Consider the following 20,970-nt stretch of genomic DNA (forward strand, 5'->3'; position numbering starts at 1 on the left):
CAGGTCACTCGAGGTCGTCGATCGACTTGCCGACCGACTCGAGGGTGGTGCCCGAGCCGTAGTCGCCGGTCAGCTTGATGATGTTGTCCTTGGAGCAGGAGAACAGCCCATCGTTGGGCTCGAAATCGTCGGGGATGACGAACCCTTTTGGCGTGGCCTCGACCACCATCATGCATTCGGGGCCCTGGTCCTTGCTCGGGTTGGCCTCGGCGTGCAGGCCGCCGCCTGTCCAGTCGGTGACCTTCCGGGCGGCGTCGTACACGCACGCGCGGGTGACGTCCGAGCCGCACTGCTTCACCGCGCCGGCGAACAGTAGCCAGCCCGAAAAGGCCTGGTAACCGAGCAGCGCCTCGTCCTTGCCGTCGGGAAGGAATTCGCCAAACAGATCGAGGTACTGCTGGGTGGCCGGATTGTCCTCGGCGAGGAAGGGCGGCACGACCGAGGCGACGGCGTAGACGTTCTTCACGGCGGCGCCACCCACGTCGATGAAGCCCTGGTCGATCACGTTGGTGCCGGCGAGTATCCACTTGGGCTCGTAGCCGATGTCGGCCATCGCCTGAAGCAGCTTGGCCAGACCTTCGGGCTCACCGGTGTACACCACCCCCTCGACCTTGTCGCTCGACAGCGCCTCGGCAAAGGGCGTCCAGCTGGCCTCGCCCGTCGAGTTGTACTGGGCCTTGTACACCGAGGTCCATCCCAGCTGCTTGGCGGCGTCCTGTGCCTGGGCGTCGACGAACACCAGCGAGCCGATATTGCCGGTGAGAAAGCCGACCCGGTCGGTCGATCCGGGAAACTCGTCCTCCAGGTATCGGAACAGGCCGACCTGCAACTCGTCGATGGCGGCGGGAACCGGCGACACCGACAGCTCGGAGGCGCGCGCCTCGGGCGACACCTGGAAGCCGGGGATTTCGGGGAGCATGCAGCGGAGGCGCTCCTCCTGACCGGTCTCGTCAAACACGCCGCCACTGCCGACGAGCATGAAGTCCTCCTGGCAGGACTCGGTGATGCGCTGCTTGTACTCGGTCAGCTTGGCGTCACGCTCGACGTCCTCAATCTTGCGACCGTTGATGCCGCCGGCGTCGTTGCACCAGGCGGTGAACACCTCGGCCGAATCGAAGATCTCCTGGTTGAGACCGGGGCGTCCGACGAAGCCGGGGTCGGCGATCGTGCCCACCTGGATGGCGTCATCGGTGACCCCCTGAGCGGTCGCCCCCGAGGCGTCGCCGGGCCCACATACGCCCTTGAGATCACCAAAGTCGCCCGCCGCCGTCGTCTGTTCGTTGGGGGCCTGCGTTCCGTTGCCACCCAAGGTGTCGGCGGCGGCAGTGGCAGCGCCCCCGGCGGTGGCGACCGGTGCGGCCGCGCCGGTCTCGACTTCGTTGGCCCCGCGGGTGCAACCGCCGACGAGCACCGCCGCGGCGAGCACTGCCACCGCCGTCCGCTTGTGGAGCGGCGCACCGAACACGACCGGCCTCCGCCGTCCCCCAACGATCATGTCGCGTCCCCCCGGATCTGTGACGAACGCCACCGTACTCGCAAGAACGCGTTCTCGCGCGCCCTTTTGGGTCTAGTCCTCCGGCCGAGCCCCCTGGCGACCCAGCCGGGCGATGGCCCCGGCGAAGACCGTGGCCATCGTCGCTGCGGTCAACCGCTTCTCGACCGAGGTGCGGTGGCCGGGCTGGGGCGACAGGGTCAGGTATCCCAACGGTGGCCGCGTCCGCCGCACGGATGAACCTGATCAGTTGGCGAAGCTCCTTGCGACGCGCCGTATTGCGGGCGGCCAGGCCGGCCAGCCTGCTGCTGAGCACCCCGACGATGATGCCGACGATGACCAGCGAGATGGCGGCGGACAGGTCGTCGCCATCGGAGATGGCCAGCCGGTGGTGCCGATCGCAGCGACGACAACGACCGAAAGCACGAGGATCACGGCCGCCGCGCTGGTGTGCGACCCACGCAACGGGATGGTCGCCGCTGCGGTCGCCGCCGGCAGGGCGACGGCGAGGACGTAGCCGGCGATCAGCCGGGCCCGCTGGAGCGGCTGGCCCTCGGCCGGCTCGACCGTCTCGAAACGGCCGTGACCAACCCGCCTCGATTCGGTTGCGTTGAACGATTCGACGATGCGTTGCAGGGTGCGGTCGAAACGGTTCATCGTTCTTCATCTCCGTCGGTGAGGAATCGGTAGCCCATCCCCGGTTCGGTCTTGAAGTAGCGGGGGTGGGAGGGATCGCCCTCCAGCTTGCGGCGCAGGTTGGCCATGTGGACCCGCAGATAGCCGGACTCGTCGTCGAAGTTCGGACCCCACACGGCGGTGAGTAGCTGACGTTGGGTAACCAGGCGGTCGCTGTGACGCGCCAGGTGTTCCACAAGCTCCCACTCGGTGGGGGTGAGGTGGACGGCCTCGCCGGAGCGCTCCACCCGCTTGTCGGCCAGGTCGATCCGCAGCCGGCCGACGACCACGACCGGGACGGTCTCACCCACCGACGCCGTGCGCCGCAGCGCAGCTCGCATGCGGGCGAGCAGTTCGTTCATACCGAACGGCTTGGTGACGAAATCGTCGGCGCCCGCGTCGAGCGCCTCCACCTTGTCGGCCTCCTCGCTGCGGACGGTCAACATGATGATCGGCACCTCGGTCCACCCGCGCAGGCCGTGGACCACCTCGATCCCGCTGAGATCGGGCAAGCCGATATCCAACAGCACCAGGTCGGGGTGGCGATCGGCCGCGAGCTGCAGCGCAGCGCGACCGGTGTCGGCCAGCACCACGTCAAACTCGCGGGCCTGCAGGTTGGTCGCCAGCGCGCGCCGGATCTGGGGCTCGTCGTCGACCACCAGAACGGTGGTCACGACGCCGCTCCGGCCGGGGAGGGAAGGGGCAGTGCGTCGCTCTTCCCGGCGAGGGGCAGCGACAGCGTTACGGTGAGGCCGCCACCGGGCGTTTCCTCGGCGCTCAGCACGCCGTGCATGGCGGTCATGAAGCCTCGGGCGACCGCCAACCCCAGGCCCACTCCCCCGCTGGTGTCGTCCCCGAAGCGTTGGAAGGGCTGAAACATGGTGGCACGCGCCTCGGGCGAGATACCCGGCCCGTGGTCGACGATCCGCATCACCGCTGTGTCGTCCCGGCTGGTTGCCTGCACCAGGATCTTGCGATCGGCCGGCGAATGAGCGAGGGCGTTGGCCACGATGTTGGCCAGTACCCGTTCGAAGAGCCCCGCATCGGCCAGCGCCGCCGGACCGTCGTCGTCAAGCTCGATCACCACGCGGCCCGTGGGCTCGGACAGGCTGGCCAGAGCAGCGGCGATGACGTCGTCGAGCCCGACGGCACGAACGGTGATTTCGACCGCGCCGGCCTCGATGCGGCTCATGTCGAGCAGATTGCCGATCAGGTCGTCGAGCCGATCCGCCTCCTCGTCGATCGTGCGGGCAAACTCGGCGCGCTGCTCGGCGTTCCAGTCCACGTCGTCTTGAAGGAGGCTGGTCGACGATGCCTTGATCGACGCCAACGGCGAGCGCAGATCGTGTGACACAGCTCGCAGGATCGCTGTGCGCAGCTCGTCGGCCCGGGCGAGAGTTGCAGCGTCGCTGGCCGCCGCCTCCAGCACGCGCCGTTGAAGCGCCTCGACCAGCCGGGCGCCGAACGCCCCCAGCACCCGTCGATCGGCGGCGGTCAGCCCACCCGGCGTCAGGGTGAGCAGGTGGTCCTCCCCCAGCTCGAGTCGCTCACCCTCGGAAGGAACCGGCGTCGAGTCAAGGCCGTCCACGGCGACGACGCTCCAGCTGCGATCGCCCTCACGGACGAAGATTGCGGCTCCGATCTGGCCGAACGTGATGCGCAGATGGGAGAGCAACACCCCCACCGGGTCGTGCTCGCCGACATCGGCCCCGACCACGTCGATGAGGGCCTCCGTTTCAGCACGCGCCCGGGCTGCATCGGCCGTGCGCCGGGCCGTTCGGGCGACGAGCAGGCTGACGAGGCCACCGGCCGACACGAAGGCCGACACCGCAATCAGGTGCTCGGGGTCTCTGATCCGCAGCGTGTACAGCGGCTGGGTGAAGTACCAATTGGCCGCTGCGGTCGACGCAAGCGCAGTGACGAAAGCCGGTCCGAACCCACCGATCGCTGCCACGATACAGACGTACAGCAGGTAGATCACCAGCACCGAGGGCAGCCCGATCGAGTTGCGAGCGGCGTCGAGAACGACGGTCAGGAGCGGCAGTCCAACCACCACCAGCGCCCAGCCGGCAGCCCGCCGCCGACGCGACAGCGGGGACCCATGGCGCCGTGGCGCGGGCGGCAGCGCCGCCCGTTCAGCACCGTCGTCGCGAGAGATCACGTGAACGTCGATCTCGCCCGCCGCTCGGATCACCCGGTTGATCACCGAGCCCCGCACCAGCTCGGACAGCCGATCGCGGCGGGAGGCGCCAAGCACGATCTGGGTGGCGCGCACCGACCCGGCGAAGGCCACCAGTCCCTCGGCGACATCGTCGCTGGTCGTCTCGTGGTAGGTGCCGCCCAGGTCGGCGAGCAGCGTCCGGTGGGCGAGCAGTTCCTCGTTGGGGCCCTCTCGTAGCCCGGTGCCGGGACGTATGTGAACCCCGATCAGGTCACCGTGGCTTCGGCGCGCCATGCGGGCGGCCCGACGGATCAGGTGGTCGCCGCTCGGGGCTCCGGTGATGGCCACCACCACCCGTTCGCGGGTTTCCCAGGTACCGGCGATCCGCTCATCGCTCAGGTAGCGGCGCATCGCCTCGTCGACCTTGTCGGCAACCCACAACAGCGCCAGCTCGCGCAACGCGCCCAGGTTGCCCAGGCGGAAATAGTTGCCGAGAGCCGCATCGACCTTGTCGGGCGCGTAGATGTGGCCATGGACCATTCGGCGGCGCAGCGCCTCGGGCGTCATGTCGACCAACTCCACCTGCTCGGCGTCGCGGACCACCCGGTCGGGCACGGTTTCGCGCTGCCGCACGCCGGTGATCGCCTCCACGACGTCGTTGAGCGACTCCAGGTGCTGAACGTTGACGGTGGAGATCACGTCGATGCCGGCGGCAAGCAGTTCCTCGACGTCCTCCCAGCGCTTGGCATGGCGCGATCCGGGGGCGTTGGTGTGGGCCAGCTCGTCGACGAGTGCCACCTCGGGCCGACGGGCGAGGAGGGCGTCGAGGTCCATCTCATCGAGCACGGCACCGCGATGTTCGATGCGCCGCCGGGGCGCCACCTCAAGTCCCTCAAGTCGATCTGCGGTGTTGCGGCGGCCGTGTGTCTCGATGAAACCCACCACCACGTCGGTACCCCGGTCGAGCCGGCGGCGCCCCTCGCCCAACATGGCATAGGTCTTGCCCACGCCCGGCGCAGCGCCCAGATAGATGCGGAGACGGCCTCGACTCACGACCGAAGTCTACGAACCGCCGCCATTGGCGGCCTCCGCCTGCTCGACGGCCAGGTTGAGTTCGACGACGTTGACGCCGTCATCGCCGAGCACCCCGAGCGGGCGGTGTTGTGTGGCGTCGTCGATCAGACCGGCCACGACGTCGGCATCGAGGCCGCGGTCCACTGCCACCCTGGAGGCCTGCGCGCGGGCGTTGGCTTCGGAAATGTGTGGATCCAAGCCGGAACCGGAGGCGGTGACGGCGTCGACCGGCACCTGAGCACGATCGCCGAGACCGTTCTCGGCCCGGTAGGCCTTCACGCGTTCGTCGACCAGGTCTCCCAGCTCAGCGCTGGTCGGGCCCAGGTTCGACGCCCCGCTGGCGGATGCGTCGTAGCCATCGCCCGCCGCAGACGGTCGGGGGTGGAACCACCCCGGGCCCTCGAACCTCTGGCCGATCAGGGATGAGGCCACGGGGCGCCCATCCGATTCGATGATCGAGCCGTTGGCCTGGTGACCGAAGGCCAGTTGGGCCACCCCGGTGACCGCCAGTGGGTAGATGACGCCGACCAGCACGGTCATCATGGCAAACATGGTCAGGCCGGTCAGCAGTTGACGACGCATCAGGAGACTCCCAGGGTGGTGATGATCAGGTCGATCGCTTTGATGCCGATGAATGGGGCGATCAGCCCGCCCAGCCCGTAGATCGCCATGTTGCGACGTAGCACCTCGGCGGCGCCGACCGCCCTAAACCGCACACCGCGAAGTGCCAGCGGGATGAGTGCCACGATGATCAGCGCATTGAAGATCACCGCAGACAGGATCGCCGAGCGGGCCGAGCCAAGGCCCATGATGTTGAGGGCGTCCAGTTGGGGATAGGCCACCAGGAACATCGCCGGAATGATGGCGAAGTACTTGGCCACGTCGTTGGCGATCGAGAACGTGGTCAGCGAGCCCCGGGTGATCAGCAGCTGCTTGCCGATCTCGACGATCTCAATCAGTTTGGTGGGGTTGGAGTCCAGGTCGACCATGTTGCCCGCCTCCTTTGCGGCCTGGGTGCCGGTGTTCATCGCCACCCCCACGTCGGCAGCAGCCAGCGCAGGCGCGTCGTTGGTGCCGTCCCCGGTCATCGCCACCAGCCGGCCGCCGGCCTGCTCGGCACGGATCAGCTCCATCTTCTGCTCGGGGGTCGCCTCGGCCAGGAAGTCGTCCACGCCCGCTTCAGCGGCGATCGCCTTGGCGGTCAGCGGGTTGTCGCCGGTGATCATCACCGTGCGGATGCCGAGCGCCCGCAGCTCATCGAACCGCTCACGCATACCGGGCTTGACCACGTCTTTGAGGTGCACCACGCCCAGCACCCGGGGGCCATCGACCACCACCAGCGGGGTTCCGCCCGAGTTGGAGATGTCGGCGACGTGGGCGACCAGCTCCGGGGGCGTCGTACCCGCCTGCTCCTCCACCCAACGGCGCACCGAGTCGGCGGCGCCCTTGCGCAGCCGGCGACCGTCGACGAGGTCGACGCCGCTCATGCGGGTCTGGGCTGTGAATGGCACCAGTTCGGCGCCCGCCTCCAGCTCGGCGGACAGCTGAAACTGCTCGGCGGCCAGGTCGACGATCGAGCGACCCTCCGGGGTCTCGTCGGCCAGGCTGGTCACCAGCGCCGCCTCTGCCAGCTCAACCTCATCGACGCCGTGCACCGGCACGAACCGGCTGGCCCGGCGGTTGCCGAAGGTGATCGTGCCCGTCTTGTCCAACAGCAGCGTCGACACGTCGCCTGCCGCCTCGACGGCCCGGCCGGACATGGCCAGCACGTTGCGCTGCACCAACCGGTCCATGCCGGCGATGCCGATCGACGACAGCAGGCCACCGATCGTGGTGGGGATCAGACACACCAGCAGCGCGGTGAGCACGATCAGCGACTGCCTGTCGCCCGAGTAGGTGGCGAAGGGCTGCAGCGTGACCACCGCCAGCAGAAAGATGATCGTCAGGCCCGACAGCAGGATGCCGAGCGCCACCTCATTGGGGGTCTTCTGGCGTTCGGCACCCTCGACCAGGGCGATCATCCGGTCGAGGAAGGATTCACCCGGACGGGTCGAGATGCGCACGACGATCTCGTCGGAGAGCACCTTGGTGCCGCCGGTGACCGCCGAGCGGTCGCCGCCCGACTCGCGCACCACCGGCGCCGACTCGCCGGTGATGGCCGACTCGTCGACGGTTGCGATGCCTTCCACGATGTCGCCGTCCCCGGGGATCACCTCACCGGCCACCACGACCACCTCGTCGCCGATGTCGAGATCGGTCGAGGCCACATCGGAGATGCTGCCATCGGCGTTGCGGCGCCGCGCCGAGGTCTCCTGACGGGTGGCCCGCAGGCTGGCCGCCTGCGCCTTGCCGCGGCCCTCGGCCATTGCCTCGGCGAAGTTGGCAAACAGCACGGTGAACCACAGCACCACGGTGACGATGACGTTGAAGGTGTTCTCCGACGCAGACGAGGTGCCCATGCCGGCGAACAGCAGGACGGTGGAGAGCACAGCACCCACCTCGACGACGAACATCACCGGGTTTTTGGCCATCGCCCGGGGGTCGAGTTTGACCACGCTGCCGCGAAGGGCGGGACCGATGATCGATCGATCGAGCACCGAGGCCTTGGCCCGATGCCGAGTGTCGGCCGGATCATGGGGTACGGCATCGTCCGGCGATGGGGGTTGGGGTGGCGGAACAATGGTGGCGGTCATCAGGCTCCTCAGCGCATCGCCAGCGCCTCGGCCACCGGGCCGAGCGCCAGTACAGGAAAGAACGTCAGTCCGGCGACGATCAGCACGACGCCGGTCACCAGGCCGCCGAACAGCGGAGTGCCGGTGGGGAACGTGCCGGCGGTGACCGGAACCCGTTCCTTGCGGGCCAGCGATCCGGCGATGGCCAGGGCCGGGATGATCAGCCCGAAACGGCCGAGCAACATGGCGATCCCCTGGGTGATGGTCATCCAGTTGGTGGCGGGGTCGAGGCCTGCGAAGGCCGAGCCGTTGTTGTTGGCGGCGGAGGTGTAGGCGTAGAGCACTTCGCTCAGGCCGTGCGGCCCGACGTCCTGCATCGAGTGGTCGAGCACGGTGCCCAGGCGGATGCTCACCGCCGTCATGCCCAGCACGGTCAGCGGCATGACCACGATGTACAACACCACCAGCTTCATCTCGGTCGCCTGGATCTTCTTGCCCAGGTACTCCGGCGTTCGCCCGACCATCAGCCCGGCGATGAACACCGCCAGCAGGGCATAGATCAACAGGCCCATCAGCCCCACTCCCACGCCGCCCGGGCTCACCTCCCCGAGCAGCATGTTGACCATGGCCACGCCGCCGCCGGCACCGGTCATCGAGTCGTGCATGCAGTTGACCGCGCCGGTGGAGGTGCCGGTGGTGGTAGCGGCATACAGCCCGCACGTCCCCGGCCCGAACCGGGTCTCCTTGCCCTCCATGTTGCCGCCGGACTGCTGGGCGGCCACCGCCTGGTCGGCGCCGCGGTCGGTCAGCATCGGGTTGCCGGCGGTCTCGGCCGTGACGGCCAGCAGCACCGAGCCGAGCCACAGCACCATCATCACGCCCAGCAACACGTTGCCCTGTTTGCGATCCTTCACCATGCGCCCGTAGGCCAGCGGGATCGCCAGCGGAATCGCCAGGATCAGCCAGATCTGGAGCAGGTTCGTCCAGCCGTTGGGGTTCTCGAACGGGTGGGTCGAGTTGGCGTTGAAGAACCCGCCGCCGTTGGTGCCCAGCTGCTTGATCGCCACCTGCGAGGCCGCCGGGCCACCGGGGATCGACTGCGAGGCGCCGGCCACGCCCGAGACGGTTTGCGGCCCCGAGAAGTTCTGAATGACGCCCTGGCCGACCAGGAGGATCGCGGCGATGAACGCCATCGGCACGAGCACCCGCACCACGATCCGGGTGACGTCCACCCAGAAGTTGCCCAGGGTGGACGATCCGCGCCGGGTGATGCCGCGGATGATCGCCACGATCACCGCCATGCCGGCGGCCGCCGACACGAAGTTCTGCACGGTCAGCCCCAACATCTGGCTGAGGTGGCTCATCGTGGTCTCGCCACCGTAGGCCTGCCAGTTGGTGTTGGTCAGGAACGAGACGGCCGTGTTGAACGCCACCGTCGGGCCGACGCCGGGGCGGCCGTCGGGGTTCAATGGCAGCGTCCCTTGAAATCGGAGCAGGGCATACAGACCCAGCACCGACACCAGGCTGAACGCCAGGAGCGACATGGCGTACACGGTCCAACGCTGTTGCGCTCCGGGGTTGACACGACACGCCCGATAGATGACGCGCTCGATCGGGCCAAACAGCCGCTCGCCAAGGGTGGGCTCGGGCTCACCGCCCAGCTCGGGGTCGCCGAACACGCCCGCCAGGTAGCGCCCGAGCGGCGGCACGGTGACGCCGAGCAGCACCAACAGGACGAGAAGCTGAAAGATGGCTGCGGCGGACATCAGAACCGCTCCGGCCAGATCAGGGTGACCACCAGGTAGGCCAACAGCCCAGCGGCGATCACCAGGCCCACGATGCTCTCGAGGTTCACAGTCGCTCCCCCGTGGTCGGGGTTGCCGCCGACGCCGAGGGCGTGGTTGTCGGCGTCACATCGACGCTGTCGTCCGGACCGACGACGCGGTCGCATATGCGCACATAACCGGCAAAAGCGGCAAAGGCCCCGACCAGCAGAATCAGAAGAAGAACATCTGTCATGCGGAGGGGTCTAATCGCCCCCCGCCTCGACGGAACGGCCTTCACGCCATCTTCACGGCCAAGAGCCACATCTTGGCGCCGTGTTCGGGCCAAGCCCCCGATGGGGCACGATCCGAGCGGCGGGACCACGCCGTAGGATGGGTAGACATACGTTCACCCGGGAGGTCGCTTCAGTGCCACACAGTTCCTTTGATGACCGGGCCGCCACCTGGGACGACCCGGACAAGATCGAGCGGGCCCGCGTGGTCGCCGAGGCCATCGCCAGGGCCGTGCCGCTCGATCGCACGACGCGGGTCTTCGAGTACGGCGCCGGCACCGGTTTGGTTTCCGAGCAGCTGGCACATTCGGTGGGGCAGATCACCCTCGCCGACCCGTCGGAGGGCATGCGCCAGGTTGCACAGGCCAAGGTGGACGCCGGGGCGCTCCCCGACACCACCCGCGTGTGGGGGCTTGACCTCGCAGCCGAGACGCCGCCCGAGGATCAATTCGATCTCATCGTCACGGTGATGACACTGCACCACATAGCCGAGCTTCGGCCCGTGCTCACCGGATTTGCCACCATGCTCACTGAAGGCGGACACCTCTGTATCGTCGACCTCGAGGCCGAGGACGGCTCGTTTCACGAGGACAACGCAGCGGGACATGAAGGGCACTTCCATGTTCACGATGGGTTCGATCCCGATGAATTGAGCGACCGGCTCGCGGACGCGGGCTTCTCGATCACCGTGGAGCGCTCGGTCGCTCAGGTCATGAAGGGCGACCGTCCCTACCCCCTCTTTCTTGCCACCTGCACGGCGGACCAACTTCGGGCTTGACATATCGATTATCGATATGCATACTCATCTCCACGCATATCGACAATCGATATATCGCCGGAGGTAGTCATCATGAACGCAACAGCCGCGGCTGGTGAAACCAGGTCACCAGGTGTGATCAAGTGGTTCGAGGGCCTGTTGCTGGTCGGCATGATCGTGATGTGCCTGTCCATCGTGGCGATAGTCCTCTCCAAGCCGGCGATGGGCCTTGTCGGCAACGACGATCCGGTCGTCGACGCCGAACCTTCGTTCCCGATCGACTTCGGCGACCAGGTGCCACCGATGGCCTCAAACGACGGGGTCCCGGTCGCCACCAGCCAACCGCCGGTGAAGGTCGGCGGGCCGACCGCCGCCCGGTTCACCTTTCTCGCCCCAAGCCCGGCACAGCGAGCGGTCTGGTTGATCTGGCAGGTGAGCGGCCCGCTGTTGATACTCGCCGGTCTGTGGCTGGTGTACTCGATCGTCCGGTCGGCACGGGCCGGCAACCCGTTCGTCGCCCGGAACGAGCGGCGGCTGTGGATGCTTGCCGCATTGATCGCCGGCGGCGGGACCGCCTACTCGTTCTTCAGCGGGGTGGCGGCGATGCTGATGTTCCGTGGATCCACCGCAGCGGGCCTCACCGAGACGGCATTCACCATCTCGTTCCTTCCCATCATCGTCGGTTCAGGCGTGGCCGCGTTGGCGTCGGTGTGGCACGCCGGTGTGGCCTTGCAGGACGACGTCGCCGGAATGATCTGATGCCTCCCGAAAAGCCGCACCGCATCCACTGCCACCTCGACCGCCTGCTGAACGAGCACAACATCTCGCTAACCGACCTGGCCGAGCTGGTCGGCGTGACCGCCATCAACCTGTCGGTGCTCAAGAACGACCGGGCCAAGGCGATCCGATTCTCCACCCTGACCGCCATCTGTGACGCCCTTGATTGCCAGCCGGGCGAGTTGTTCTCGGTCGAGCGGTAGCACCCACCCAGGTCGGTCCGAGGGTGGGCGCGGCACCCGGCGCGCCCGGCCTAGTCTGAAACCTCCAGACCGCTGCACCGATGCAGCACCTACGAAGGGACATACTTTATGGGGCTTCGCCTCGGAGATACCGCGCCAGATTTCACCGCCATGACCACCGATGGCGAGCTCTCCTTCCACGACTGGAAGAAGGACTCGTGGGCGGTGTTCTTCAGCCACCCGGCCGACTTCACGCCCGTGTGCACTACCGAGTTGGGCCGCACCGCCGCCCTCGGCAGCGAGTTCGCCAAGCGCAACACCAAGGCGATGGCCATCTCGATCGACCCGGTTGAGGATCACCACGCCTGGGCTCCCGACATCGGCGAGGTCACCGGCACCCCGCTCAACTTCCCGATCGTCGCCGACCCGGACCACAAGGTCGCCGAGCTCTACGACATGATCCACCCAGGCGAGGGCGATACCTCGACCGTGCGTTCGGTGTTCATCGTCGACCCCGAAAACAAACTGCGCCTCATCCTCACCTACCCGAAGTCGGTGGGCCGCAACTTCGACGAGATCGTCCGCGTGATCGACGCGCTGCAGGCGACCGACGCCAACCCCATCGCCACCCCGGCCGACTGGAAGCCCGGCGACCGCGTGATCGTGTCCCCGGGCATGTCCACCGAGGACGCCAAGGCCAAGTTCGAGAACGTCGAGGAGTTCAAGCCCTACCTCCGCTACGCCGACGCCCCGAAGTAACCCGCGGCAACACTGGGCGTTCGACCGGTGACAGACCGGTCGAACGCCCGCCGTTCCGGGTCGTTCAGACGAAGAGCCCCAACCTGCGGGCGGCCCGGTTGAGGTCATCTCGCGCGGATGGGTCTGCGACGGCGATCAACGCCCGGGCCCGGTCAGCAAGCGAACGACCCCGCAGTTCTGCAACGCCGTGCTCGGTGACCACATGGTCCACGGTGTTCTTGAGGGTGGTCACCACCGACCCGGCCGTGAGCGACGCAACGATGCGGCTGTCGCCCGCTCGGGTCAACGACGGAGTGACGATGAATGCCTGCCCTTCCTCGGCATACATCGCGCCGCGCGCAAAGTCGGCCTGGCCTCCCGACGAGGACCAATAGCGGCCACCGATCGTTTCCGATGCGCACTGGCCCATCAGATCGACCTCGGTGGTCGCGTTCACCGAGTTGAACCGCCGCATCCGGGCGATGACCCGGGGATCATTGACGAAGTCGACCCCAAGCAGCTCGACCACGGCGTTGTCCTCGAGCCAGTCGTACAGGCGGCGCGTGCCCAAACAGAAGGTGGTAACCACACGATTGCGGCGCACCTCCTTGTAGGCCCCCGTGACCACGCCGGCCTCCACCAGGTCGACCATGCCGTCGTGAAGCAACTCGGTGTGGATGCCCAGGTCACGGTGACCGCCCAGGCTGTCGAGCACGGCGGACGCAATGGACCCGATACCAATCTGCACCGATGCACGATCGGGGATTCGTTCGGCCACCAGTGATGCGATCGCTCGATCGACATCGTTGGGCTCGGAGCGTGGCACCTCGATCAGCGGGCGATCGGACTCGCACCAGCCCTCCACCTGGGAGTGGTGCACCAGGTTGGCCCCTCGTGTGCGGGGCATGTGCGGTGTGGCCTCCAGGAAGATCGGCACTCGTCCGATCAGGTCGACGACGTAGTCGGCGTTGGTGCCCAGGCTGAAGTAGCCGTGCTGATCCGGCGGCGAGCAGGCTGCGACGACCACCGTGCAGCGGGTGCTCCGACGGAGCAGCGTCGGCACCTCGGAGAAGTGGTTGGGCACCAGATCGATCGTGCCCTCCCAATATGCGGGCCGGGTGATGTGGGACAAGAAGTACGACACGTGGCGCAGCCGATCGCCGTAGACGCCGTGAAGGTACGGCCGGTCGCGAAGAGCGTGCATCTGGTGAATCCGCACCCCTTCAAGCTGGTCGGCGGCGGCTTCGATCGCGTCGAGGATCGACGTTGGCTCACCGTTGGCCAGCGGCACGATGACGTCGGCGCCCGGGATGAGCAGGTCGAGCACAGCCTCGGCGGGCACGGGGGGCGGAAGACGGATCATCGAGTTCGGGCTGCGTCTCGGGGCATGATGGCCAACTTAGGACGTGTGGAAGCAGCCCCAGGACAATCAGGGACGGCGGGCGAGGCTCAGGTGATCGCAGCTCGCATCGACCCAAGCAGCGCAACCAACTCGGACAGTTCAGCGGGCTCGAGCACCGCCAGGTCGGCGCCGAACGCCACGTCGGTGCCGGCCTCGATCTGGGCCCAAACCCGACGGTGCTCATCGGTCGGGGTGGGTCGCGGCTGGGGCCACCCAAAGATGTCAGCCATGGCAGGCGACTTGATCATGAAGGCGACCAGCGGATCGAGACCAAGGCGATCAAGTTCGGCCACGTGCCGGGCGAACCGAAGTTCACGAAGTGAATTCACTCGATGGTAGGCAAGTTCGCGCGCCGACCGGGGCTCGGCCAACGCACGCCATCCGTCGAAGATCGGAGCCGACGCGCCGTCGGCTGCGGCGGAGACCCTGCCGGCCAACTCTCCGAGCCGCTCGTACCCGATGCCGTCGCTCGGCAGGTGGCTCGCCGCCCAGGTTTCGGCCGCGCGGGCAAATCGAACAGCCGCTTCGTGTCGGGTTTCAACGCCGATCGCCTGCGTCCAGCCCGCCTCCACCGATGCCGAGGGAAAGAAACAGAATGCCTTCACCACTGCGGCAACGGGCACGTCGCCCAGCACCCCGCCTCGCCCGCCGAAGTAGAAGGCCAGGCCTTCGTAGCCCGCAGCCGCGGCAGCGACATGGTTGTCCATGTCGAGCATGAACATCGCCCCCACCGCGCCGATGTCGTCGGCGCACTCGCGGGCGGCCTGCGAGGCCGGTGACTCGTCGGCAGTATCGCTCATCTTCGAAAGGCTAGCTCTGCCGAAGGAGGTCAGATCGGGTAGGTGCACACGGCTGCATCCGTGCTGACCAGCACCGAATCGCCCACGCCAAGTCGACACGTCCCCGGGGCGCTCACCGCCAGTCGCAGTCGCGAGGTGCGCAGGGCGATGCTCAGTCTCAGTTCGGATCCCCGGTATGACAGCGCTGTCACCGTGCCGGCGGCCCCGGCATCGGACGGGCCGCCCGCCCGGACCGCGCTGAGATGCTCGGGGCGAACCAGCACCTGGCACGGGCCGAGTTGGCCATGCCAGGCGTCGACGGCCAGCCGTCCGAGCACGCACTCCACCGAGTGCCCATCGGCGTCGCTGGTCACATCGCCCGGCAGCACGGCTGCGTCGCCCAAGAACCGACCGGTATCAAGGTCGGGAGGCCGGTCGTACACATCTCTCGGTTCGCCCGCCGCAACGATGTGCCCGTCACGGATCACCACCAGGTGGTCGGCCATGGCGAGGGCCTCCGACTGGTCGTGGGTGACCAACATGGCGGTGGCGCCAACTCGATGCAGCATGGCCTGAACCTCCTCGCGCAGCTCCACCCGCAACTTGGCGTCAAGAGCGGAGAACGGTTCGTCCAGAAGGATCAGCTGTGGCTCGGGTGCCAGCGCCCGGGCCAGCGCCACACGCTGCTGTTGGCCACCGGACAGTTGGTGCGGGCGTCGGTCGCCCAGGCCCTCCATGCCGACCAGCTCAAGGAGGTCTTCAACCCGGTCTCGTCGGCGTTTCCGGTCGACTTGAGTCAGGCCAAAGCCGATGTTCCGGGCGACGGAGAGGTGGGGAAACAAGGCCCCTTCCTGCGGGACGATGCCAATACCGCGGTCGTGGGCGCGCACGCTTGGCGTTGACGGCGAGTCGAGCGTGCGGCCGCCGAGGGTGATCACACCGGTATCGGGCCGCTCAAATCCGGCGATGCAGCGCAGCAGCGTGGTCTTTCCCGATCCGGACGGACCGAGCACGGCGGCGAACGCTCCGTCGGCAACCTCGAGGTCGGCCCGGTCGAGAGCGGCCGTGCCCGGCCCCTGACGGGTGGAAAACGTCTTGGTCAACCCGCGGACGCTCAGCACGAAACTGCGATCGTATCGACGCTGATCCAAGTGGGCTTCATGGTCGGTCCCTCATTCTGCAAGGTCCTGAACGTGGCGAAGGGTGCTGCGAACCAGCAGCACGACCGGCACAACCCCAAGGACGACGAGCATCGCGGCGTAGGGGGCGGCCGCGGTGAAGTCGAGCGACTCACCGTTGGTGGTGGCCCACAACCGGGTCGACAGCGTGTCCGCGTTGAACGGAATCAACATGAGGGTGGTGGTCAGTTCCTTGCCGGCATCGAGACCCACGAGAATTGCACCGGCCATAAATCCGGGGAGGGCCAATGGCAGGGTGACCCGGGCAAACGAGCGCGCCGGGTGCGACCCGAGCGAGGCGGCAACATCGTCGTACACCTTCCGGGAGGCCTCCAGACCCACCCGTTGGTACCCGACCGCCAACGGAAGAAACAGGATCACGTAAGCAGCTACGAGCACCGTTGGCGTTTTGTACAGCGACGGGGTGAGCCGGGTGGCGAGGTACACAAGGGCCAGGGCCAGAATCGCGCTCGGAATGGCGTGGGCCACCCACACGGAACGCTCGGTCAGCATCGAGGCGGTCGATGGGCGACGGTTGATCCACCAGCTCACCGGGAAGGCCGCCACGGTCGCCACCGCTGCGGCCACCAGCGCGTACCCGGCCGTGCTGGACAGTGCGCTGATCACCTGTCCCCACTCGACCGGCACCGACCGCCGCACGTTGGTCAGGCCGCGCACCGTCATCAACACCGTCGGGCCAACCGCCAGCAACGGTACAAGCAGCGCCACAACCTGAACCGGCACCTGCCGGCGGCCCAGCCGGACACGCGTTGGGGGGCGCGTCGTGCCCCGCGTCACGCGATGAGCCGAGCCGCTTGGCGACAACAACCGGGTGCCGAGGAGCACCAGGATCGAGAAGCCGGCCAGCAACAGCGACAGCGACCGCGCCGACGTGTAGTCGCCGTAGTCGAGCATCTCGGCCATGATCTTCGTGGTCAACGTGCTGCGTCCGAGCTGCACCATGGCGCCGTATTCGGCGAGCACGTGCAGTGCCACGATCAGCAACCCGGCAGCAAGGGCTGGCCGCAGGCTGGGAAGCGTGACGTGGCGAATGCGGCTGAGCCGTGACGCGCTGAGGTTGGCCGACATCTCCTCCAACGCCGGATCGATGTTTCGCAGCGCAACGACGCACGGCAGAAACACGTAGGGATACAGCGAGAGGGCCAGCACCAGCGACGCCCCGGGCAGGCTGGTCACCCACGTCCGCTGCGGTGCAAACACGAGCTCGGCCGAAAACGCCGCGTAGGCGCTGACGAAGCCCGGGACGGCCAGTGGCAGCGTCAGCAACACCGTCCAGGTTCGAGGAAAGGCCACCGTGGTGCGCACCACCATCACCGCACCCAACACCCCAAGCCCCACGGTCAGCACGCTCACCAACACGACCAATTGCAACGTCTGCACCATGGCTGACGTGGTTGCCGCATAGCGGAACTCGGCGCGGATGTCGCCCAGCGAGATCCCGGTGGCAAACAGGTAGACGACCGGCGCGAGCGACAACGCGGCGACGGCGACCGCACCGAGCGCAGTCGCCGCCGAGCCAACTCGTGGAACCCGAGGGTTCATCCGCTGGACATTCCGAGCTCCTTCAGCAGGTCCTGGGCCTCAGCCGAATCGGCCAGTTGGTCCATGTCGAACTTCGGTGATTTCACCTCGCTCAGATCACCGGCGACCGCGCTGGCCACGCCTGGAGCCACCGGATACTGCGCCTCAGACACCTGTGGGTCGCCGTTGGCGATCACGTCCTGTCCGCCATCCTTGGAGGTCAGCCAGGCCAGAAACTTCTGCGACTCTTCAGCGTTCTTGGATGACTTCAGCACCCCGGCGCCCGAGGACAGCACCAGGTTGCCCGGATCCTCGACGGGAAAGTGGTGGATCTTCGATGCCAGCGCATCCGGGCCCCCGGACTCGGTTGCCAGCACCCACCAGTAGTAGTGGTTGGACAAGCCCATTGCGTGCTTCCCGGCCTCAACGGTGTCTCGCACGTTACCGTTCTTCTTCTCGTTGAGGCCGTTGGCATTGATGCCATCAAGGAATTCCCGGGTGGCCTTCTCACCCTCGGTCTCCAGCAGGTACTGCGTGGTGGCCACGAAAGCGCCCGACGGCGCCCAGGCGAACTTGCCCTGGTATTTCGGATCGACGATGTCGGCCAGGGTCGCGGGCAGGTCGGCCTCATCGATCAGCTTCGGGTTGTACAGCAGCACGCGACTCCGTGCGGCGTAGGCCACCCACAGGCCCTTGCCGGAGCTCAGCCCGGGACGCACCTGGGCGAGCGTCGACGCTTTGACGGGTGCGAGCAGGCCGTCGGCCCCCAGCCTGGCGGCCGGGGTCGGGTCCTCGGAAAGGAACAGGTCGGCCTTCGACGCCGAACCTTCGGCCTCGATCTGACCGACCGTTGCGTCATTCTGGATGTTGAACTTCACCCCGGTTGCCTTCGTGTAGGCCTGGGTCAGCCCCTCGATCAGCTCTGCGTGCTGGTCGGTGTACATGGTGAGGGTCACGCCGCCGCCAGAGGATGTCGTCTCCGAATCCTCGCCGCCACCACACCCGGCAACGGCCATAGCCATTGCAAGCGCTCCGGCAACCACCTTGCCCACTCGCAAACCACGCTTCCTGACCATGACGTCTCCTTTGCACAGCGACGGAACCCACATCAAGACACCGTTCGTCGGTTTGGTAGGTGAACCTAACGGATTGTGGAATCCTCATCCCAATCAGGCGGCCGCCTTCCCTCCCACCAGGAGCGCCAGTGCCCCCAAACCCTCGCCCGTCGGAAGCCCAGGCCCGACTCTCCACCCTCAACCGCTACCTTCCCCTGTGGATCGGTCTGGCGATGGTGGCCGCGCTGGGGCTCGGCCGGGCAGTGCCCGAGCTCACCGATTGGCGACCGCATCAAGGTCGACACGGTCTCGGTTCTGTTTGCACTTCAGGGTGAACAAATCACCGACCGCCCGCTCGACGTGGCCCGGGTGGCCGTTCCACTGCTCATCTACTTCGGCGTTATGTGTTCACATCATTCGTCACCGGTTTCCGCCTGGGTCTCCCCTACGACCGCAATGCGTCAGTCGCCTTTACCGCAGCCGGCCACAACTTCGAATTGGCCTTCGCGGTGGCCATCTCAGTGGTTTGGGGTCACCAGCGGACAGGCCCTGGCCGGCACGATCGGGCCGCTCATCGAGGTGCCGGTGCTCGTCGCCCTGGATACCCGAGCGCAGCCATGAGCGGGTGCGGGGCCGGACGCCAACGGTTGTTTCGAAGGACCACACCAGGATTGGCCTGACTGGTTGGTCATGATTCTTCGTCCTCAGCATGTTCGTCGAGCCACGCTTCGCCGGCACGGTAGGCCGCTTCGGAGGAATGTCCGACAATGGCGTCGGCCTCGAATACCGTGACCTTGTTTTTGAGGTCGATCCGACCCGAGCGTTCCAAGGTCGCCAACACGGGGCCGCTGACGCCGCTCAAAAACAGATGACCGCCGGCAGCGGCAACACGATCCGCGTAGCCCGCCACCACCACGAGCGCGGTCGATCCGAAGGTGGACCGACCTCGCAGGCGCACAATGACCACCGGGGTGTCCGCCCCGGTGGGATCGGGCAGGTGCCTCTCGATCGTTCGTGAACCGGCGTACAACATGGAGCCGTACACGTCGAGCAGCACCACACCACGGCTTTCGAGGTGGCCGGGCACCGCAGCCTCTTCAAAGTGGCCGTCCTCCAATGGCACCAGACGCACCACCTTGAGGTCCATCAGTTCGGTGTTGAGCTGAAGGAGCAACGAGAGCGTCACGCCAATACCCACCGCGGCCGCGATCGGAAGCCACAGGGTGGCCACAAAGGTACTGACCAGGGCGATCTGCGAGCTGGGACCGGCCTGCCACACCGTGATGACACGCCCCCAACGAAGCGCACCGTACGCAGCCACGATGAGGACCGCTGCCAGGGTCGTCATCGGCACGACCTTCACCAGGCTGGAGAACAGCGCCAAGATGATCAGCATCCACACGCCGGCCGCCACGGACGCCCACCTTCCGACGGCGCCTGCGCTGCGGTTGAGGGCGGTCTGGCCGACGGAGCCACCGACGGGCTGCCCCCGGTAGAGTCCGGCGGCCAGGTTGCCGGCGCCCTGTGCGATGAAATCTCGATTCGGATCGGCCGCTGTGCCGTCGGGGTTGGGTGCCGACTCGCTCACCCCCGCTCCCTGCACCAGAACGATTGCGGCCACCGCAAAGGCGCCGGCCACCACGTCGAGCGAGAACGCGCTCAACGATGGGAGGTGCGGCAACGGCAAACCCGCCGGGATTTCGCCGACGTCGCCGACGCGCACCACGCCTGCTGTGCCGAGGATCTGAAGCGCGATCGTCGGCACAGCCAGGGCCACGATCGACGCATACGACGCCACCGGGCCCCGGCGGAGTGCGAGCAGGATGGCGATGGCCACCAGCCCGGTCACCAGCGTGGGCCAGTCGAACAGGCCGGGATGGGTGACGACGTGGATGGCCCGGCGAAGCGCCACGCCCCCCTCGGAGGGCACGCCGGTGAGGTAGTTGAGCTGGGAAAAGAGAATGTTGACGGCAACGCCGGTGAGAAACCCGGTCATCACCGAGTGGGAGACAAAGCGGGTGTAGCGACCGAGCCGGAGGAGGCCCGCGGCGACCATGATCGCCCCTGCCAGGAGCGTCAGAAGAAACAGCGCTTCGGTGCGCTTCGTCGGGTCAACCGGTGCCAAGCTCGACCCCGCCGCCAACGCCGCTGCACTCGTGGTGGTGACCACCATCAGCCGCGTGCTGCTGGTCATCCCCCCGGCAATCGGAGCGACGAGGCTGGCGTACAGCCCATGCACCGGGTTCACACCAGCGAGCACGCTGGCGGCCATACCGTCGGGCACGCCGCCGATCGCAACCGGCAGTCCGGCGACGGCGTCGGTTCGCAGCGCACCACGGTCGGACGGCCGAATCGACGACCACCACCGCTTCACCGCCAGACGAGGCGCGGGCCGCCCGCCCTCGGTCATCAGCCGACCCACATCGATTG

20 protein-coding genes and 1 pseudogene are annotated in these 20,970 nt (G+C 67.3%); 5 read left to right on the forward strand and 16 right to left on the reverse strand.

What is annotated here, in order from left to right; genetic code table 11:
• Positions 1–4 precede the first annotated feature (4 nt).
• The 10 genes from MPARV_RS0105655 to MPARV_RS24595 form a co-directional block, all read right to left on the reverse strand.
• Positions 5–1,495: an ABC transporter substrate-binding protein gene (locus MPARV_RS0105655; RefSeq protein ID WP_081582098.1), complete on the reverse strand. Its 1,491-nt coding sequence runs from the start codon at positions 1,493–1,495 to the stop codon at positions 5–7.
• A gap of 72 nt (positions 1,496–1,567) precedes the next feature.
• The gene (locus MPARV_RS24590; protein ID WP_155852350.1) at positions 1,568–1,726 is read right to left on the reverse strand and encodes a hypothetical protein; all 159 of its coding nucleotides are present in this window, start codon (positions 1,724–1,726) and stop codon (positions 1,568–1,570) included.
• A 12-nt stretch (positions 1,727–1,738) separates the two neighbouring features.
• Entirely contained in the window at positions 1,739–2,149 is a 411-nt protein-coding gene (locus tag MPARV_RS0105665; protein ID WP_012224205.1) for a hypothetical protein, read from the reverse strand.
• Positions 2,146–2,841 (reverse strand): response regulator, encoded by a 696-nt coding sequence (locus tag MPARV_RS0105670; RefSeq protein WP_012224203.1) that lies wholly within the window; start codon positions 2,839–2,841, stop codon positions 2,146–2,148. Before MPARV_RS0105670 ends, MPARV_RS0105665 begins: the two co-directional genes overlap by 4 nt.
• Positions 2,838–5,381: a sensor histidine kinase gene (locus tag MPARV_RS0105675; RefSeq protein WP_020377558.1), complete on the reverse strand. Its 2,544-nt coding sequence runs from the start codon at positions 5,379–5,381 to the stop codon at positions 2,838–2,840. The genes MPARV_RS0105670 and MPARV_RS0105675 overlap by 4 nt, the downstream gene beginning before the upstream one ends.
• Before the next feature lie 9 nt (positions 5,382–5,390).
• A complete protein-coding gene (gene kdpC, locus MPARV_RS0105680) occupies positions 5,391–5,984 on the reverse strand; it encodes a K(+)-transporting ATPase subunit C (RefSeq protein ID WP_020377559.1) in 594 nt (197 codons plus the stop codon).
• On the reverse strand, positions 5,984–8,095 hold the full coding sequence (kdpB, locus tag MPARV_RS0105685) for a potassium-transporting ATPase subunit KdpB (RefSeq protein ID WP_020377560.1): 2,112 nt from the start codon (positions 8,093–8,095) through the stop codon (positions 5,984–5,986). Before kdpB ends, kdpC begins: the two co-directional genes overlap by 1 nt.
• A gap of 8 nt (positions 8,096–8,103) precedes the next feature.
• A complete protein-coding gene (gene kdpA, locus MPARV_RS0105690) occupies positions 8,104–9,840 on the reverse strand; it encodes a potassium-transporting ATPase subunit KdpA (protein ID WP_020377561.1) in 1,737 nt (578 codons plus the stop codon).
• Positions 9,840–9,929, reverse strand: coding sequence for a K(+)-transporting ATPase subunit F (gene kdpF / locus MPARV_RS24300; protein ID WP_100221267.1), 90 nt, complete (start codon positions 9,927–9,929; stop codon positions 9,840–9,842). Before kdpF ends, kdpA begins: the two co-directional genes overlap by 1 nt.
• Complete coding sequence (locus MPARV_RS24595; protein ID WP_155852349.1) at positions 9,926–10,093, reverse strand: hypothetical protein; 168 nt, start codon at positions 10,091–10,093, stop codon at positions 9,926–9,928. The genes kdpF and MPARV_RS24595 overlap by 4 nt, the downstream gene beginning before the upstream one ends.
• A 173-nt stretch (positions 10,094–10,266) precedes the next feature.
• Here MPARV_RS24595 and MPARV_RS0105700 point away from each other — a divergent pair, with 173 nt between their 5' ends.
• The 4 genes from MPARV_RS0105700 (at position 10,267) to MPARV_RS0105715 (ending at position 12,605) form a co-directional block, all read left to right on the forward strand.
• Positions 10,267–10,908, forward strand: a complete 642-nt coding sequence (locus MPARV_RS0105700; protein ID WP_020377563.1) for a class I SAM-dependent DNA methyltransferase — start codon at positions 10,267–10,269, stop codon at positions 10,906–10,908.
• A gap of 72 nt (positions 10,909–10,980) precedes the next feature.
• On the forward strand, positions 10,981–11,646 hold the full coding sequence (locus MPARV_RS0105705; RefSeq protein WP_031277377.1) for a DUF2975 domain-containing protein: 666 nt from the start codon (positions 10,981–10,983) through the stop codon (positions 11,644–11,646).
• Entirely contained in the window at positions 11,646–11,867 is a 222-nt protein-coding gene (locus MPARV_RS0105710; protein ID WP_012224189.1) for a helix-turn-helix domain-containing protein, read from the forward strand. The genes MPARV_RS0105705 and MPARV_RS0105710 overlap by 1 nt, the downstream gene beginning before the upstream one ends.
• A 108-nt stretch (positions 11,868–11,975) precedes the next feature.
• Positions 11,976–12,605 (forward strand): peroxiredoxin, encoded by a 630-nt coding sequence (locus MPARV_RS0105715; protein ID WP_012224188.1) that lies wholly within the window; start codon positions 11,976–11,978, stop codon positions 12,603–12,605.
• A 64-nt stretch (positions 12,606–12,669) separates the two neighbouring features.
• Here the strand turns inward: MPARV_RS0105715 and MPARV_RS0105720 are convergent, their stop codons facing one another.
• The 5 genes from MPARV_RS0105720 to MPARV_RS0105740 all read right to left on the reverse strand — a co-directional run bounded on the left by MPARV_RS0105720 (position 12,670) and on the right by MPARV_RS0105740 (position 18,561).
• The gene (locus tag MPARV_RS0105720; protein ID WP_020377566.1) at positions 12,670–13,947 is read right to left on the reverse strand and encodes an acetyl-CoA hydrolase/transferase family protein; all 1,278 of its coding nucleotides are present in this window, start codon (positions 13,945–13,947) and stop codon (positions 12,670–12,672) included.
• 86 nt (positions 13,948–14,033) lie between these two features.
• Complete coding sequence (locus MPARV_RS0105725; protein WP_020377567.1) at positions 14,034–14,786, reverse strand: helix-turn-helix domain-containing protein; 753 nt, start codon at positions 14,784–14,786, stop codon at positions 14,034–14,036.
• A gap of 29 nt (positions 14,787–14,815) precedes the next feature.
• A complete protein-coding gene (locus MPARV_RS0105730; protein WP_100221226.1) occupies positions 14,816–15,886 on the reverse strand; it encodes an ABC transporter ATP-binding protein in 1,071 nt (356 codons plus the stop codon).
• Between the two features lie 51 nt (positions 15,887–15,937).
• Positions 15,938–17,506, reverse strand: coding sequence for an ABC transporter permease (locus MPARV_RS0105735; RefSeq protein WP_020377569.1), 1,569 nt, complete (start codon positions 17,504–17,506; stop codon positions 15,938–15,940).
• Positions 17,503–18,561 (reverse strand): extracellular solute-binding protein, encoded by a 1,059-nt coding sequence (locus MPARV_RS0105740; RefSeq protein ID WP_012224183.1) that lies wholly within the window; start codon positions 18,559–18,561, stop codon positions 17,503–17,505. Before MPARV_RS0105740 ends, MPARV_RS0105735 begins: the two co-directional genes overlap by 4 nt.
• A gap of 282 nt (positions 18,562–18,843) precedes the next feature.
• Between MPARV_RS0105740 and MPARV_RS26000 the strand changes: the two are divergent.
• Positions 18,844–19,161: pseudogene (locus MPARV_RS26000) on the forward strand (arsenic resistance protein); the annotation flags it as partial.
• Positions 19,162–19,228: 67 nt separating this feature from the next.
• Here MPARV_RS26000 and MPARV_RS0105745 read toward each other — a convergent pair.
• The gene (locus MPARV_RS0105745) at positions 19,229–20,950 is read right to left on the reverse strand and encodes a SulP family inorganic anion transporter (protein ID WP_100221268.1); all 1,722 of its coding nucleotides are present in this window, start codon (positions 20,948–20,950) and stop codon (positions 19,229–19,231) included.
• Positions 20,951–20,970: the final 20 nt, after the last annotated feature.

It is taken from the genome of Candidatus Microthrix parvicella Bio17-1, from assembly GCF_000299415.1.
Taxonomy (GTDB): Bacteria; Actinomycetota; Acidimicrobiia; order Acidimicrobiales; family Microtrichaceae; genus Microthrix; species Microthrix parvicella.

Bases quoted from the DNA above. Each gene is read 5' to 3' on its own strand.
- MPARV_RS0105710 (WP_012224189.1), top strand. From the start codon at position 11,646: ATGCCTCCCGAAAAGCCGCACCGCATCCACTGCCACCTCGACCGCCTG.
- MPARV_RS0105705 (WP_031277377.1), top strand. From the start codon at position 10,981: ATGAACGCAACAGCCGCGGCTGGTGAAACCAGGTCACCAGGTGTGATC.
- MPARV_RS0105740 (WP_012224183.1), bottom strand. From the start codon at position 18,561: ATGGTCAGGAAGCGTGGTTTGCGAGTGGGCAAGGTGGTTGCCGGAGCG.
- kdpA (WP_020377561.1), bottom strand. From the start codon at position 9,840: ATGTCCGCCGCAGCCATCTTTCAGCTTCTCGTCCTGTTGGTGCTGCTC.
- kdpB (WP_020377560.1), bottom strand. From the start codon at position 8,095: ATGACCGCCACCATTGTTCCGCCACCCCAACCCCCATCGCCGGACGAT.
- MPARV_RS24595 (WP_155852349.1), bottom strand. From the start codon at position 10,093: ATGACAGATGTTCTTCTTCTGATTCTGCTGGTCGGGGCCTTTGCCGCT.
- MPARV_RS0105725 (WP_020377567.1), bottom strand. From the start codon at position 14,786: ATGAGCGATACTGCCGACGAGTCACCGGCCTCGCAGGCCGCCCGCGAG.
- MPARV_RS0105655 (WP_081582098.1), bottom strand. From the start codon at position 1,495: ATGATCGTTGGGGGACGGCGGAGGCCGGTCGTGTTCGGTGCGCCGCTC.
- MPARV_RS0105745 (WP_100221268.1), bottom strand. From the start codon at position 20,950: ATGACCGAGGGCGGGCGGCCCGCGCCTCGTCTGGCGGTGAAGCGGTGG.
- MPARV_RS0105735 (WP_020377569.1), bottom strand. From the start codon at position 17,506: ATGAACCCTCGGGTTCCACGAGTTGGCTCGGCGGCGACTGCGCTCGGT.
- kdpC (WP_020377559.1), bottom strand. From the start codon at position 5,984: ATGCGTCGTCAACTGCTGACCGGCCTGACCATGTTTGCCATGATGACC.
- MPARV_RS0105665 (WP_012224205.1), bottom strand. From the start codon at position 2,149: ATGAACCGTTTCGACCGCACCCTGCAACGCATCGTCGAATCGTTCAAC.
- MPARV_RS0105715 (WP_012224188.1), top strand. From the start codon at position 11,976: ATGGGGCTTCGCCTCGGAGATACCGCGCCAGATTTCACCGCCATGACC.
- MPARV_RS0105720 (WP_020377566.1), bottom strand. From the start codon at position 13,947: ATGATCCGTCTTCCGCCCCCCGTGCCCGCCGAGGCTGTGCTCGACCTG.